Below are 14280 nucleotides of genomic sequence, written 5' to 3'. Positions count from 1 at the left end.
TGAAAGGAGTCACCATGACTATCGCTCGCTTTGCCCCCATGCTGGCGCTTGGCGCCTTCCTGGTGCTGACCCCCAGCACCGTGCAGGCTCAGGATCAGAACGCGGACAACCCGGAGTGCCTCGGAGATGAGTGCGGTCGCCCCAAGGAAGTGGGTGGCGGCTGTGGCTGTGGCTGTGGGTGTTCCGTCTGGGTCGCGTACACGGACGACGGCAAGACGCTGTCGTACACGGATGACGCGGACGGCGACGGCAAGGCGGACGACAAGGACAACTGCCCGTTCACGTCCAACCGCGACCAGAACGACGGCGACGGCGACCTCGCCGGTGACACCTGCGACAACTGCCCGGCGGTCGCCAACGGCACGCAACTGGACACCGACGGCGACGGCATCGGTGATGACTGCGATCCCGACGACGACAACGACGGCAAGGCGGACGGCGAGGACAACTGCCCCTCCATCCCCAACGCCAACCAGGCGGACAACGACGGCGACGGCATTGGTGACGTCTGTGACGCCGACGACGACAACGACGGGCACAACGACGGCGATGACAACTGCCCGCTCGTCGCGAACCGGGACCAGACGGTGCTGCCCGCGGACCTCAGCCTGTGCCGCGTGGACGCGGACGGGGACAACGTCTCCGACAACCTGGACAACTGCCCCGGCCTGTCCAACCCCACCCAGAAGGACTCGGACGCGGACGGCATCGGCGATGACTGCGACGCGGACATCGACAACGACTCGGTGCTGAACGCGCAGGACAACTGCCCGGCGGTCGCCAACCGCGACCAGGCGGACGACGACGGTGACGGCCTCGGTGACGCGTGCGACACGCGCTACTGCGTGGTGCTCAACCGCGACCGCCCCAACGACTGCCTCGACCCGAAGGCGCCCTTCAGCGTGGGCACCGGTGGCGTGCTGAACGTGGAGAAGACGGGCATCGCCGTGCGCCCGCCGCTGTTCGCCAACCGCAACGGCGCGGCCATCGAGTACACCTGGACGGTGGTGAAGCGCCCCTCCGGCTCCACCGCGGTGGTGGAGAACCCGAAGGGCGCCGTCACCTACAGCCGCCACTGGGAGTACCAGTACGTGGACGGCAGCGTGCCCAACTTCCAGCCGGACAAGGAAGGTGAGTACGAGCTCCAGGTCTCCACGCGCCTGGCCTTCGCCGACCGCGTGTTCCCCGACCAGCGCGCCTCCGTGTCCAGCCTGTTCCTGAAGGTGGGCAAGGAAGACACCGGCGGCGGCTGCACGTCGCTTCCCGCGGGGGGCAGTGTCGCCGCCCTGGGAGCGGGCGTGCTCGGCCTGCTCTTGCGCCGCCGTCGGAAGGCGTAAGGTCCACACCCCCATGCCCGGAGGTCCGCATCGCATGCGCCGTCAGCTCGTGGTTCCGTTTCTTGCGACCGGCCTCCTGGCCCTGGTGGGTGGGCTGTCCTGTTCCGACTCGCTCCTGGAGCCTCGTGCCCAGGAGCAGTCGCAACTGGATGACAAGCTGACGCTCACCGGCCGGGTGTGTACGCGCCCGGCCAACCCCACCGGCTTCCCGGTGAAGGTGGTGCTCGTCGTCGACGAGTCCGGCAGCATGTGCGTGTCGGATCCTCCAGGCTCGCAGGAGGGCAGTGGCTTCTGCGAGCGCGCCGAGGTGACGGGCATCATCCCGCCCGGCGTCACGGAGCCGGCGCGGGTGCGCGCCCTGAAGAACCTGGTGGCGGGCTTCAAGCGCATCAACGACCGCCGCGAGGGCAACATCAGCATCGCCATCGCCCCGTTCGAGACGAACGTGAAGAACACCTGGCCGCCCGCGGCGACGGGTGACCGCTTCGCGCCTCCGGGGAACATCAACGGCTACATCGAAGGCCTCCAGTCGCAGCTGGGCAAGGGCACCGACTACCAGGGCGCGCTCAGCTACGCATACAGCCTCATCGCCAGCGACATCGCCGCGGTGTCGCAGGCGACGCCGGAATTGCTGCCGCGCACGCGCTACGTCGTCGTGTTCCTCACCGACGGCACGCCGTACCCGCGCTGCTCCGGCAACGACAACCTGACCGTCTACGCGGGGCCGGACAGCCCGGACCTCACCTGGCGCGACTCCATCTCCAGCTTCTGCAACGCCACCAGCACCACGGACGCCATCACCGGCTTCGAGGTGGGCACCGACCGCAACCAGAACTACCAGCTCTTCAGCTACGTGCGCCGGCTGATGGAGTTGAAGACGCAGTACAACGTGGGCGACGTGCGCATGCACACGGTGCTGCTCTTCAACGAGGAGGCGGTGCGCGCCTGCGGCCCCATCTGCCAGGACATCTACGGCACCTACCCGGGCGTCCCGGAGGCGCAGTACCCGGCGGCGGCGAAGAAGATCGCTTCGTACCTGCTCAAGCGCTTCGCGGAGATGGGCAACGGCGTCTACCAGGAGTTCAGCGACACGGCGGAGATTGGCGAGCTGGGCCTGGGCGCGCTGGACTATTCGTCTTTCGCCTCGCCCAACGTGATGAAGACATTGATGGTGGAGCCGCTGAGCTCCGCGCCCGGGGACACCGGCCGCGTGCTGGACAGCGACGGCGACGGCGTGCCGGACGATTTGGACAACAGCTTCCAGCTCAAGACGAACCCCTTCACCATCGACAGCGACGGTGACTGCCTGAGCGACGGCTTCGAATACCGCCGCCAGGACCAGGGCTTCCGCCCGGGCAACGACCTGGACGCGCGCGGCTGCGACCCCCAGTCCCCCCTGACGCCCGGCTGCGTGTGCCGCGACACGGACGGCGACGGGCTGTCCCAGTTCGCCGAGGACTACCTCAAGACGCGCCAGGGCATCGTGGACAGCGACGGCGACGGCATCCCGGACGGGCTGGAGGCGAAGTACGGCCTCAACCCGCTGCAGTCCAGCGTGTCGGGCCTCGACACCGACGGTGACGGCGTGCCGGACGACGTGGAGATGAAGGCGGGCAGCGACCCCACCCGGCGCGACCGGCCCTTCCATGACAAGTACGGCATCCAGTACGAGGTGAAGAAGGTCGCGGGCGGCACCGACACGGACGGCGTCTGCTACGACTTCACCGTGTCGAACCTCCAGATGGTGACGCCGCCGGACCGCTCGGGCGTGAAGCAGGGCTACAACCTGTTCAAGGTGTGGTTCGCGGAGGCGCCGGAGAGCGGCGTCGCGACGGACTACGGCGTCTGGCGCACCGCGTGTGCCTGGGCGCAGTACGCGCCGCCCAGCGTGCGCGTGCCGCTGGGGCCGGACCTGGCGATGGAGGACCGGAACTTCATTCGTCCGGACCAACTGGTGGATCCCTGGAGGGCACAGGGCAATTGCGTCGGGGTGTCGCCGACGCAGGGGGGCGCGTCTCCGTGAGTCGCACCGGACGTTTGTTGGCGCTGGCCCTGGTGGGCTTCGCCGTGGTGGTGGCCTGCACGGATTCGTACCTCTATGACCCGCGCCGGGACACGGACGTGCCGGCGGACCGGGCGGTGGCGCTGGACGGGCGGTTCTGCTCGCTGGGCGCCAATGAGGTGCTCCGGCCCATCAAGATCATCGTCGCCATGGACGCCAGCCAGTCCATGCGCGTGAGCGACCCGGACGGCAGCCGCGCCACCGCGCTGGTGGACCTCATCGAGAACCTCCCGCAGGACGACGAGGTGTCCATCGCGGTGATGCTGTTCGCCGGCAGCACCACGGCGTTCCTCACGCAGAACCCGGGGCCTCCGCTGGAGGACGGCTTCGTACAGCTGTCGCTCCTGGACGCCACGGCGAAGGCGAAGCTCACCGAACAGCTGCTGACCTTCCGCAACACCGACACCTCTCCGAACCGGGACTCGACGGACTTCGTCAAGCCGCTGTCGGACATCTACTCGCTCATCAACACGGACATCGCGCGGGCGCGGTTGCAGCCCGGCGGCAACGAGGCGCTGGCGCAGGCGCGCTACTCCGTCATCTTCCTGTCGGACGGCAAGCCCACGAACAACCAGGATGACGAGCTCATCCGCGGTGACGCGGTGGTGCGCATCCGGCAGCTGCGCGACCTGGTGGAGGACGTGCGCTTCAACACCGTGCACGTGTTCAACCCTACGCAGCCGGTGCCTTCGGTGTGCGACCTGGTGGCGGAGGACGGCGGCCTGGGGGATGGCGGCTGCCCGCTGCTCATCATCAACCAGAACGCGGACCGGCTGGAGAAGATGGCGGGCCTGGGTGGCGGCAACTTCCGCGACTTCCGCAACAACGAGCCCATCAACTTCCTCAACTTCCAGTTCGGCCAGGTGCGCCGCGCCTTCATCGTGAAGGAGTTCATCGCCTCCAACTTCTCCGCGCCCCCCGGCAGCCCGCTGGACGAAGCGGACACGGACGGCGACGGCCTCACCGACGCGCGCGAGGCGGAGCTGGGGACCAACCCCAACCTGCGCGACACGGACGGCGACGGCTTCAGCGACGGCGTGGAGGTCTACTTCCGCGACCGGGGCGTGCAGTTCGACCCGAACCAGCAAGTGCAGCCGGACGGCGGCGGCCTGGACAAGGGCTGCCCGCCCGCGCTGCGCGGCGTGGACACCGACTGTGACGGCCTGCTGGACTGCGATGAGCAGTTCATCGGCACCAACGCCACGCTGCAGGACAGCGACGGCGACGGCGTGCCGGACGGCATGGAGTGGCGCGGTGGCACCCAGGGCGCGAGCAACGACCTGGACGAGGACCCGGACACCGACAGCCTCACCAACCGCAACGAGGTGCGCATGCACATGCGGCCGCTCCAGGTGGACACCGCGAACCTGGCCTCGGAGGCGTACCGCTACAGCGTGGAGGCGGATGGCCCCGTGGATGCGGACGGTCGCCAGTGCTACCGCTTCCGCGTGGACAACGTGCTGCTGGCCAACACGCTGCCCCTCATCGCGGATGGCGGCGTGGACGGTGGCGTGGATGCCGGCACGGTGCAGCGCGGCGCGGGCTACAACGACATCTACCTGTCCGTGGCCATGCTGCCCGCGGATGATCCGACCGCGCGCACGCTGGTGCGCACCTTCCGCGTGGACTCCGTGCGCTACCCGGTGGGCGGCATCAAGTCGCCCCCGGATGGCGTCATCCGCGTGAACCCCGAGGACTTCGTGGAGGGCTGCCCCGGCGTCCTTCCCACCCTCGCGCCTGTCCCCTGAAAGCCTCCCCGAGTTCCCCATGCGCCTCCGCTTCCGACTGCTCCCGCTCGCGCTCTTCCTCCTGGCAGCCTGTTCCTCGGATGGGGAGGACACGCCGGATGCCGGCACTGGCGTCGTGGAGGACTTCTGCAACAGCCGCGACGAGGCCTTGACGAACGCCGACTGTGAATTGAAGCCCGGCGTGGCGATGGAGCGCTTCCTGGCGCTCACCGGCGACGTGAAGGCGGGGGATGAGGACTGGTACAGCATCCGCATCCCCGCCAGCGCCAACGCGCGCACGCTGGTCCACATCACCGGCGTGTACCTGGCCTCCAGCACGCCGGTGAACCTGTCCGTCAGCGTGCGGGAGAAGGACAAGGACACCGCGCTGGTGTCGAAGTCGGATCAGCACGGCGCGGGCGCGCCCCGGCCGGTGGACATCGTGCTGCCGTACGGCACGCCGGACACGCAGTTGGTGGTGGTGGTGCGCGACGCGCCGACGAACCCCGCGCGCCCCGCCTACGACGCGCGCAATCCGTACCGGCTCACGGTGGAGCTCATCGAGAACCCGGACACCAACGAGCCCAACGACGTCACGCCCACGCCCATCGCGCTCGCGGCGCAAGGCGCCGTGCAGGTGGGCACCGCGCAAGGCTACCTGGCGACGGACGACGACGTGGACCGCTTCAGCTTCCCGCTGACGGTGGGAAAGATTGCCTACGTGCGCGTCACCGCGCCGGACCAGGGCTTCGCGCCCAATTACCGCCTGTCCTATGAGCTGCTCCGGCCGGGCACCACCGACAAGGAGTCGGAGGGCAACGTGCTGCCCAAGGTGCACCCGGGCGTGCTGGCCACCGCGCGCAAGGTGAAGCTCGCCGGCACGTGGACGCTGGTGGTGAAGGGCTACCGCCCGGCCAATGAGCCGCCTCCCGCGGGCGACCTGCGCCAGCCGTACGAGGTGGAGGTGCGCGTCCTGGACGAGGCGGATCCGCAGGACCAGTCCGGGGACAACGACGCGTACGCGCGGGCGTTCTCGCGCGACCTGGTGGGCGCGCCCGGCACGTCCACGTCCTTCTCCGGCCGGCTGGGTTACGTGTCCGACCGCGACTGGTTCGCGCTGCGCGTGCCCGCGTACAACAAGCCCAGCGTGCTGCGCTACCGGCTGGTGCCCCTGGCCACGGGCGGCCGCTTCGACCCGCTGCCCCTGCCGCTGGGCCAGCTGACGGACCGGCAGGTGCTGGTCTTCACCACCGTGGGCGCGGCGCCCACCCCCGAGCTGCGCACCCAGTGCTCCAACGACGCCACCGTGTGCCCCCGCGACGCACGCGAGCACCCGGATGCGCCGTCGCTGGTGCAGACCTACTGCAACAACGCGGAGGCGGTGCTGTGCCTCCAGTCGCTGCGCGAGGAGGGTGAGCCGGCGCGCTTCCCCAACCTGAGCAACTTCCAGGGCGCGCTGCCGGTGCCGGCGCACGCGGGGCTCGCGACGTACCACTTCGTGGTGCAGGACGACGGCACCAACTGGGCGGATGACCGCGACTACCGGCTGGAGGTGAGCTGGGAGGACGACGACGCGGAGGAAGTGGCCGCCTACAGCGGAAGCGTCGAACAGCCGCGCGCCAAGACGCTCAACGGCGTGGGCGCGGGCAACCTGCCGGCGAACGACGCCACCTTCGAGGCCAAGGGCCAGTTGTCCTACGGCCACGGCCGGCTGCGCGACAACGACCGTGCCACGGGCCTGGGCGTGCGCGGCCCCACGGACTACGACGCGGTGCCGTCCGACACGGACACGTACGCGTACACGCTCCCCAGCCGCACGGCGCCGGAAGACGCGTCGTGGCTGGTGCAGTGGGAGGTGGACAACCTGCCCGACGGTGGCACCCCGCATGGGCTGGCGTTGGATCTGACCTTCTGCGACGGCACCCCTCCCACCGACGGCGGGACCGGCACGTGCACGCCGGTGTCGACCACGAGCACGGGTGGAGCGCTGACGCTGGCGTACAGCGGGTCGGTGATGCGCGCGTGGCACACCACGGCGAGCACGCCCCTGAGCAGCTACCAGGCGCAGTACCAGTTGGAGAAGACGGCCACCACCACGCGCGTCACGGTGGCGCCCTACGCGTGCGCCTGCCTGGAGCGGCGCTTCATCCAGGGCGGCACGCTCAAGGTGGCGGTGAGCGCCACCGAGCGCAGCGACTACGGGCGCGTGGGCTACACGGTGCGCACCGGCTACGGCGACTACCCGCGCACCTATACGGCGCCGGATGGTGGCAGCCCCACCCAGTGCCCGGCGCCCACGCAGGACGCTGGGACGTGGGTGGGCGGTTGCCAGTTCACCCGCTAGCGGGCCCGGGCGGGCGGCGGGGTTTCACACCGCCGCCGCCTCCGGGTGCTTCGGGACCGCTACCGGGCGATGCCCTTGCCCTTGAGCGCGAGCTCCCGGGTGTCGCCGTCGGCGGAGTTGGACTTGATGGTGAGCTTGCCCTCGAACGTCGCCTCCGCGTTGGGCTTGAAGGCGACCTCGATGAAGGTGCGCTGGTAGGTTTCCAGCTTCAGGGGCCCGTTCTCCGGCCAGGTCTCCGGCTTCTTCATGGTGAAGACGCCCGGACCGGAGATGGAGGCCTCGTTGAGCTCCAGCGTCTGGAGGCCGCGGTTCTCCAGATAGAGCGTGTTGAAGGTGGTCGCTCCCACGTAGGTGCCGGCGGAGAACTCGGTGTCGAAGCTCAGCTCGGTACGGTCGATGAGAAGCTGCGGCGTGTTGGGCAGCTCCTCCGCTTCGTCTCCGCAGCCCGCAAGGGCGATGATGGTGAGGGGCAGCCACAGGTTGCGCAGACGCATGGACATCCACTCCTCGGTGAGGTTCAGAGAATGTTTGGCGTTGTAACACGGAGTGCCCGCGTGCTGACGGGGGCGTTGCTGGTGATGGTGCTGGGCGGTTGCGGCGGCTCGCGCGAGGACTTCATCGGTGCGCGCGTGCAGGATGTCTGCAAGGCGTCCTGGCCCGTGTGCAACCAGTTCGCCGGCTGCATCCTGGGGCCTGAGAGCTATTCCGAAGGCCGCTTCCCCGGGCGCGGGCAGCTCATCGTCCGGGTGCCGGAGGCGTCCACCATCAAGGTGAGCTTCTTCCTGGAGGAGGTGACGGCGGCGGGCGAGGAGACGGCCGTCACCGTGCACGAGGAGGGCTGCCGGGCGCGGCAACGCCAGTCGTCCACGGGCCGCGCGGCGTTGGATCAGATGGAGAAGTTCGGCGAATTCACGCGCCAGGTGGACGTCACCGGCGTGGGCGACCACCTGGTGGAGTTCGACTCCGACATGCAGGCGCGCTACGTCGTGAAGGTGGACGTGACGCCGCTGCGCGTCCAGGAGTGACGCGCGGCGCGCTCAGCCCTTGAGGGTGCTCACCAGGTGGTGGGCCACGCGGAAGCTGTTGGCCGCGATGGTGAGCGTGGAGGGCACGCTGCCGCCCGTGGGCATGAAGCTGCCGTCCACCACGTAGAGGTTGGGCACCTCGTGCGCGCGGCAGTGCTTGTCCAGCACGGAGGTGGCCGGGTCGTCGCCGAAGCGGCAGGTGCCGTGCTGCAGGATGGTCGTCTCGCCCTGCGTGCCCACGCGCTCCACCGAGTCCGGGTCCAGGCGCAGCAGCACCTCTTCACCGCGCTCCACGAGGAAGCGCGTGGCGGCGTAGTCCGCCGGGTGCCGGTCCAACGTGATGGCGGCCACGGGGATGCCGTACTTGTCCTTCACCCCGGACTCCACCGTGACGGAGGTGCCGGGCGTGGGGAGGAACTCCGCGTAGACCTCGAACTCAAGGATGCGCGAGTCGCGGTACGCGCGCATGCGGTCCTTCAACTCCTTGCCGAACACGCCCGACTTGCCTGCGCCCGCGAGCCCCACCGCCGCGAAGATGGGGTTGGGGTGCGACCACATGAAGCCCAGCGTGCCGCCCTTCCTGAAGCCGTGGCGCGCGTCCGGCATCAGGTAGAAGTCCTGGATGCTGCGGTTGACGAAGGGCGCCGGGTCCGTGAGCCACGGCCGCGCTTCCTTCTGCTTCGACACTCGGAAGATGGCGCGTGAGCCGCCAAAGGAGCTGAAGAGCAGGTTCTTGCCCACGAGCCCGTTGCCGTTGGCCAGGCCATTGGGGAAGCGGCTGGAGGTGGAGTTGAGCAGCAGGCGCGCGCTCTCCACAGCGGTGGCGGAGGCGATGATGACCTTCGCGGGCTGCTCCTGCGTGACGCCGTCCTTGTCCAGGTACACCACGCTCTTGGCGCGGCCCTGGCGGTCCACCTCGATGGAGCGCGCCATGCTGCCGGGGCGCACCTCCACGTTGCCGGTGGCGAGCGCGGCGGGGATGAGGCTGACGTTGGTGCCGCTCTTGGCGCCCGTCTCACAGCCGTAGCTGCCGCACAGCGCGCAGTACGCGCACGAGGCCCGGCCCTTGTAGGGCTTGCTGAGGATGCCGCGCGCGGTGGGCGTCGAGTGCCAGCCGAGCGCCGAGCACGCCTTGTCGATTTCGGAGGCGACCGGGTGCACGTCCAGCGGCGGCAGCGGGTAGGGGCCGCTCCGGGGCTCCGCGAAGGGGTGGGGGACGGCGTAGCCGGAGACGCCCATCTCCGCTTCGGCCTTGTCGTAGAAGGGCGCCATATCCTCGTAGGAGATGGGCCAGTCCGCCACGGTGGTGCCGGAGACAGCGCCCAGCGTGGAGCGCAGGCGGAAGTCCACCGGCTTGAGGCGGTAGAAGAAGCCGCTCATGTGCACGGTGCCGCCGCCCACGCAGTTGGCGGTCCACGCGACGTTGCTGCGCTCGTAGCGGGCCTTGGCGCCGTGGCGGACGAGGTGGGGCTCATCCCACGGCAGCGGCATGAAGAAGTTGCGGCGGCTGTTGAGGATCTCGTCGTGGACGAAGTCCTTGGCCTGGTAGTGCCGGCCCTTCTCCAGCACCACGACCTTGAAGCCCGCGCGGCCCAGCTCCAGCGCCAGGGGTGCGCCGCCCGCGCCACTGCCGATGATGCAGACGTCCACCGCCTTCACGGGTGACCTCCGCACTCGCGCAGGCACTTGGGGCCGTCGTAGCCCTCCGGGGGCGCCATGGCGACGGTGCCCACGGTGTCGAAGCCCATGAGCCGCCAGCCCACGCGGCCCTTGTTGCCGCCATAGGACGGATCGCCCAGGAAGCCCTCCAGGCTGAGCGTCATCAGGAGCTCGAAGAAGTGCGCCTCGCCGCTGCCGGCCGGGCTGTCCTTGAAGATGGCGAGCAGCTCGTCCTGCTGGGCGGGCGTGGCCTTGGCGAAGCCCTTCTGGAACATGCGGTCCGCTCGGCGCTCCAGAGCGGCGAGGCCCTGGAGGAAGTCGCGGTGCATGGACTCCAGGCCCTGCGTCTCCAGGATGCGGTCGATGTAGAGGGCCACGTCCGCGTCCTGGGCGCCGGGGTCCTCGTCGCGCGGCAGGAGGCGTTCGGTGGCCGCGACGACGACGGCGTATTCGAAGGCGGAGAAGGTGCGCAGGGGCTGCCCGGTGGCGGTGATCCCCGATGGCTCGGAAGGTTTCGCGGGCTCCGGGTCCTTGGAGCGCTTGCAGGCGGCGCCGCCCAGCAGCACCACGCCACCTCCGAAGAAGGTGAGGCGCTGGATGAAGGTGCGCCGGGACAACCGTCGGGGGAGCGAACGCGCGCGAGCCATGGGGCAGGAAGCCTAGCCCAAATGCGCATCCTGCACGGTGCGAGGATGGGTCCGGAGTCGGTTGGCCGCCCACCGCCGGGGTGCAGGAAGCTCGCACCGCGCGGCTTGTCCGACCTGGAAGTCGCTCGGCTGGCATAGGATGGCGCGCTCAAGCAGGCCGACTTTGACCAAGGAGAAGAACCCCATGAAACGGCACGCGTGGCTACTGGGTGCGGCGCTCGCGCTGGGATGTGGCGGCGGCAAGCCGGCCAATCCCGATGCGGGACCGAAGCCCGGAACGGATGCGGGCACGACGGAAACCCCCTTCGTGCGGCTGGTGGTGGACACCGGCCCGAGTGAATTGCACCGCATCTCCTCCATCTCGATGGCGGTGGGGCCCGATGACCGCATCGGCATCGCGTACTTCGTGAAGGTGGCCGGCAAGGAGCTGGACTACGAGCTGCGCTACCGCGAGGTGAAGGACGGTCAGGTGCAGCAGACCCCGGAGCTCATCCGGACCGTGCAGCGCGTGTACGGCGTGTCGCTGGCCTTCGCCGCGAACGGGCAGCCCGCGGTGAGCTACCTGGGCGGCGTCAACGACGGCACCACGCCAGAGTCCATCTTCTGGTTCCAGAGCGACCTGGCGGTGGCCTACCGCAACGCGAACGGGACGTGGACCGAACAGGTCGCCGTGCGGATGAGCAACGAGGCCCCGGCCAACACCGTCAGTGACATAGGCCACGTGGTGGGCGTCAGTCCGTCCATGGTGTTCAACGGGAACCAGGCCATCGTCGCCTACCGGGACGTGCACAACGGGCAGTACCCGCAGCAGGACTGGAACGCCAGTGACATGGAGCTGGCCATTGGTGGCCCGACGTCGTGGCAGCACCAGATGGCGGCCGCGGGAGGCAATGGAGGCGAGGAGAAGCCCGCGTATGGCGGCCATTCCCAGGTGGTGATGGCGGAAGGGCAGCCTGCGCTGGTGTTCGACCTGGCCATCGCGGCCGCGGACGCGCCGGGAACGAACGTGTACTTCCAGCGCCGGGGCGCGGACGGACAGACCTGGTCGCCCGCGAGGAAGATCCAGTCGGTGGGCAACACGCAGCTGGGCGCGTCGCTGGCGTACGACGCCACGGTGGGCTTCGGCGTCGCGGTGGTGGATCGCTCGGACAACAAGCTCACCTTCATCACCTGCGACGGCAAGACGGGGTCGAAGTGCGCGTTGGCTTCGGACTGGACAGTGCCGGATCCCGTCTACCAGACGGGCTCGGGCGGCTGGTACCCGTCGCTGGCGTTCGATCCGGCGACGCATGATCCGTCCATCGCGTTCCACGTCTGCTCGCTGGAGCCCGGACGCAACGAGGGCGGCTGCTCGCCGTCGGACGACGCGCTCGTCATCGCCACGCGCGTGGAAGGCCAGTGGCGTGAGACGACGGTGGACTTCGACGGAGGCTGGTCGCCGAAGCTGGCGTTCCTGTCCACGGGACAGCGCGTGGTGCTCTACCGCAATCCGGCGACCACCGCGCTGAACCTGGCGGTGGAGCGGTGATCCACGCGGGACGCATCCTGGCGGCGCTGGGGCTCGCGGGGCTGGTGTCCGGCGCGGGCATCGTCGGCTGCCGGGGGGACAATGAGCTGTCCGGCAGCGTGTCGGAGCTGTTCACCATCACCGACGTGTCGCGCGTGGAGGTGCGCCGCAACCCGGAGGCGCTCCAGGTGAGCTACTTCCGCAACAACAACCTGGACGTGGACCTCATCGCGCGGCTCACCGTGGACACCGAAGGGGTGGACCTGAAGCCGGGCACGAAGGTGCAACTGGGTGGCACCACGCCGTCCGGTCGCGATCGCGCTTCGGTGGTGCACGTGGCGGCGGGTGAGCCCGCGCGCGTGTTCACCCTGGTGGAGCGCGGCGACCTGGTGCTGGACGAGGGTGGCAACCCGGATCAGCTCACGCGCGGTGACTTCTCCCTGTCATTCAAGAAGGGGGACGGGTACGGCGCGGGCCGCAGCCTGGAGGGGACGTTCTCCGCCACCGCGCTCGACGCGGGCTTCGGTCCGGACCTGGGTGACGTGGTGGGGGAAGAGCCCGCACCCTGAACTCCTGAGAGGTCGTCCGGTGTCGCCGCTCCCCACCTCCGGGAGGGGAGCGGCGGTGTTGCTCCGGAGCCCAGGGCTTGGTGGGTGTCCACCCCATGAACGCATCAACCCGCGCGTCGCTGCCTCGCTGGTTCGCCACCGCGCTCCTGGGGAGCCTCTGCGCGGTCCTGGCCGAAGGCCTGGTTTCGACCTTTCTGGGGAGGTTCGCCCCCTCCATCATCCTCTTGCAGGATTCGATGCATGGCGGCGAGCAGGTGGGGGACGTTGCTGGCGCCGCCGTCATCCTGGGGCTCTGCTTCGCCGGAGCCCGGCGTGCCTGGCGTCATGACGCCGCTTCGCTGTTCTGGGCCTCCATCGCGCTCACCGAAGTCCTCCGGTGGATCGCGGGTCCGGTGGTGCTGGGGCTCCTGCTCCTCCATTTTCGTGGACGCGGAGTGCTTCCGGATTCCCTTGGCGTGTTCGTGGGCTCCGCCTTCTTCTGGTGGCCCCTGCTGCTGCTGGCAAGCCTTGTCTCGGCGTTCGTGCAGGTGCGCCGCTTTCCAGCGCCCCGGGCACTTCGGCTGGCCTGCGCGGTGGTGGGCGCGACCACGGCGGTCCTGCTCATGCTGGCCGTGTTCTTCCGCCCGGTTCCAACGCTGTACTACCTGCAGGTCCTCTGGGCGTTGCCCGGACCGCCGTGACTGGAGGCTTCCGGTGGAGACACTCACCGGAAGCCCTCTTGCATCAAGCGTTGGGACTCAGGGCGTGCAGGTGTTCAGCGCCGCCATGCCCTGGGAGAGCTGTCCCTGGTGCGTGGCGAACTGCGCGAGCGCCGGGGCGCCACCGTCCAGGAAGAGCTGCCGCGCGGTGTCCACCGCGTCCCGGGCGTGCACCGTCACCGTGGTGCCGGTGGCGTTCGTCACCTTCACGGCGCCGTCCTCCTGACCCTGCGCGCGGATGAGCAGGGCGCCCGCTTCGTCGCGCGCGACCATGCCGTCCTCCAGCGGTTCGAAGTAGCGCACCAGCGGGGCCTGACCCTCGCGCTGCAATTCCAGACGCATGACGCCGGACTCCAGGTCGCGCGTCATCTTCAGCGTGTCGGTGGGGCTGAGCTTCACGATGCGCGTGTTGGGGTCCTCGCCCTCCACGCTGCTCACCGGGTTGCTGCCGGTCCAGAACTCGATGCTGTTGACGACGAGCGCGTCCACGAGCGTTCCGATTTCATAGACGGGGACGACGATGAACACGAGGAACACCAGCCACTGGACGAACTTGTTTCCGGAGATGCCCTTGTTGAACTGCCAGATCTTCTGCGTGAGCTTGAACGAGCCGAAGCAGCCCGTCGCATGCATCATCAGGAAACTGGCGCACAGCACGCCCAGCCAGCGGGACGGACGCATCTTCATGGACACTCCAGGGGGAGG

The 14280-nt window shown here is 69.3% G+C and carries 12 protein-coding genes; 8 read left to right on the top strand and 4 right to left on the bottom strand.

The features are described 5' to 3' along the window. Positions 1-14: 14 nt before the first annotated feature. Genes mtsC through OV208_RS22570 form a run of 4 tightly spaced genes read left to right on the top strand, consistent with a single transcriptional unit; the run spans position 15 to position 7470 of the window. Positions 15-1337, top strand: coding sequence for a cell-cell cohesion MYXO-CTERM protein MtsC (gene mtsC / locus OV208_RS22585; protein ID WP_267575948.1), 1323 nt, complete (start codon positions 15-17; stop codon positions 1335-1337). A 34-nt stretch (positions 1338-1371) separates the two neighbouring features. After that, complete coding sequence (mtsD, locus tag OV208_RS22580) at positions 1372-3360, top strand: cell-cell cohesion protein MtsD (protein WP_267575947.1); 1989 nt, start codon at positions 1372-1374, stop codon at positions 3358-3360. Then, positions 3357-5147: a VWA domain-containing protein gene (locus OV208_RS22575; RefSeq protein ID WP_267575946.1), complete on the top strand. Its 1791-nt coding sequence runs from the start codon at positions 3357-3359 to the stop codon at positions 5145-5147. The genes mtsD and OV208_RS22575 overlap by 4 nt, the downstream gene beginning before the upstream one ends. A 19-nt stretch (positions 5148-5166) precedes the next feature. Continuing rightward, positions 5167-7470, top strand: a complete 2304-nt coding sequence (locus tag OV208_RS22570) for a hypothetical protein (RefSeq protein ID WP_267575945.1) — start codon at positions 5167-5169, stop codon at positions 7468-7470. Between the two features lie 59 nt (positions 7471-7529). Here the strand turns inward: OV208_RS22570 and OV208_RS22565 are convergent, their stop codons facing one another. Beyond that, entirely contained in the window at positions 7530-7964 is a 435-nt protein-coding gene (locus OV208_RS22565; RefSeq protein ID WP_267575944.1) for a hypothetical protein, read from the bottom strand. Positions 7965-8024: 60 nt separating this feature from the next. Between OV208_RS22565 and OV208_RS22560 the strand changes: the two genes are divergently transcribed. Then, positions 8025-8495 (top strand): hypothetical protein, encoded by a 471-nt coding sequence (locus OV208_RS22560; RefSeq protein WP_267575943.1) that lies wholly within the window; start codon positions 8025-8027, stop codon positions 8493-8495. Between the two features lie 12 nt (positions 8496-8507). On the opposite strand, the gene OV208_RS22555 is transcribed toward OV208_RS22560, so the two are convergent. Further along, positions 8508-10154 (bottom strand): GMC family oxidoreductase, encoded by a 1647-nt coding sequence (locus tag OV208_RS22555; RefSeq protein WP_267575942.1) that lies wholly within the window; start codon positions 10152-10154, stop codon positions 8508-8510. After that, positions 10151-10801 carry a gluconate 2-dehydrogenase subunit 3 family protein gene (locus tag OV208_RS22550; protein ID WP_267575941.1) on the bottom strand — a complete coding sequence of 217 codons (651 nt, stop codon included), beginning with the start codon at positions 10799-10801 and terminating at the stop codon, positions 10151-10153. Before OV208_RS22550 ends, OV208_RS22555 begins: the two co-directional genes overlap by 4 nt. 184 nt (positions 10802-10985) lie before the next feature. Between OV208_RS22550 and OV208_RS22545 the strand changes: the two genes are divergently transcribed. The 3 genes from OV208_RS22545 to OV208_RS22535 all read left to right on the top strand — a co-directional run bounded on the left by OV208_RS22545 (position 10986) and on the right by OV208_RS22535 (position 13557). Beyond that, on the top strand, positions 10986-12329 hold the full coding sequence (locus OV208_RS22545) for a hypothetical protein (RefSeq protein ID WP_267575940.1): 1344 nt from the start codon (positions 10986-10988) through the stop codon (positions 12327-12329). Beyond that, entirely contained in the window at positions 12326-12877 is a 552-nt protein-coding gene (locus OV208_RS22540) for a hypothetical protein (RefSeq protein ID WP_267575939.1), read from the top strand. Before OV208_RS22545 ends, OV208_RS22540 begins: the two co-directional genes overlap by 4 nt. A 95-nt stretch (positions 12878-12972) precedes the next feature. After that, positions 12973-13557, top strand: a complete 585-nt coding sequence (locus OV208_RS22535; RefSeq protein ID WP_267575938.1) for a hypothetical protein — start codon at positions 12973-12975, stop codon at positions 13555-13557. 57 nt (positions 13558-13614) lie between these two features. Here OV208_RS22535 and OV208_RS22530 read toward each other — a convergent pair whose 3' ends face one another. Next, the gene (locus OV208_RS22530) at positions 13615-14262 is read right to left on the bottom strand and encodes a DUF3332 domain-containing protein (RefSeq protein ID WP_267575937.1); all 648 of its coding nucleotides are present in this window, start codon (positions 14260-14262) and stop codon (positions 13615-13617) included. Positions 14263-14280 lie beyond the last annotated feature (18 nt).

It is taken from the genome of Corallococcus sp. bb12-1 (assembly GCF_026626765.1).
GTDB classification, from domain to species: domain Bacteria; phylum Myxococcota; class Myxococcia; order Myxococcales; family Myxococcaceae; genus Corallococcus; species Corallococcus terminator.
This window is presented reverse-complemented; position numbering and strand designations above follow the sequence as displayed.

Excerpts from the sequence above, each read along its gene's own strand:
- OV208_RS22530 (WP_267575937.1), bottom strand. The coding sequence starts at position 14,262 with ATGAAGATGCGTCCGTCCCGCTGGCTGGGCGTGCTGTGCGCCAGTTTC.
- OV208_RS22570 (WP_267575945.1), top strand. The coding sequence starts at position 5,167 with ATGCGCCTCCGCTTCCGACTGCTCCCGCTCGCGCTCTTCCTCCTGGCA.
- OV208_RS22565 (WP_267575944.1), bottom strand. The coding sequence starts at position 7,964 with ATGCGTCTGCGCAACCTGTGGCTGCCCCTCACCATCATCGCCCTTGCG.
- OV208_RS22545 (WP_267575940.1), top strand. The coding sequence starts at position 10,986 with ATGAAACGGCACGCGTGGCTACTGGGTGCGGCGCTCGCGCTGGGATGT.
- mtsC (WP_267575948.1), top strand. The coding sequence starts at position 15 with ATGACTATCGCTCGCTTTGCCCCCATGCTGGCGCTTGGCGCCTTCCTG.
- mtsD (WP_267575947.1), top strand. The coding sequence starts at position 1,372 with ATGCGCCGTCAGCTCGTGGTTCCGTTTCTTGCGACCGGCCTCCTGGCC.
- OV208_RS22535 (WP_267575938.1), top strand. The coding sequence starts at position 12,973 with ATGAACGCATCAACCCGCGCGTCGCTGCCTCGCTGGTTCGCCACCGCG.
- OV208_RS22550 (WP_267575941.1), bottom strand. The coding sequence starts at position 10,801 with ATGGCTCGCGCGCGTTCGCTCCCCCGACGGTTGTCCCGGCGCACCTTC.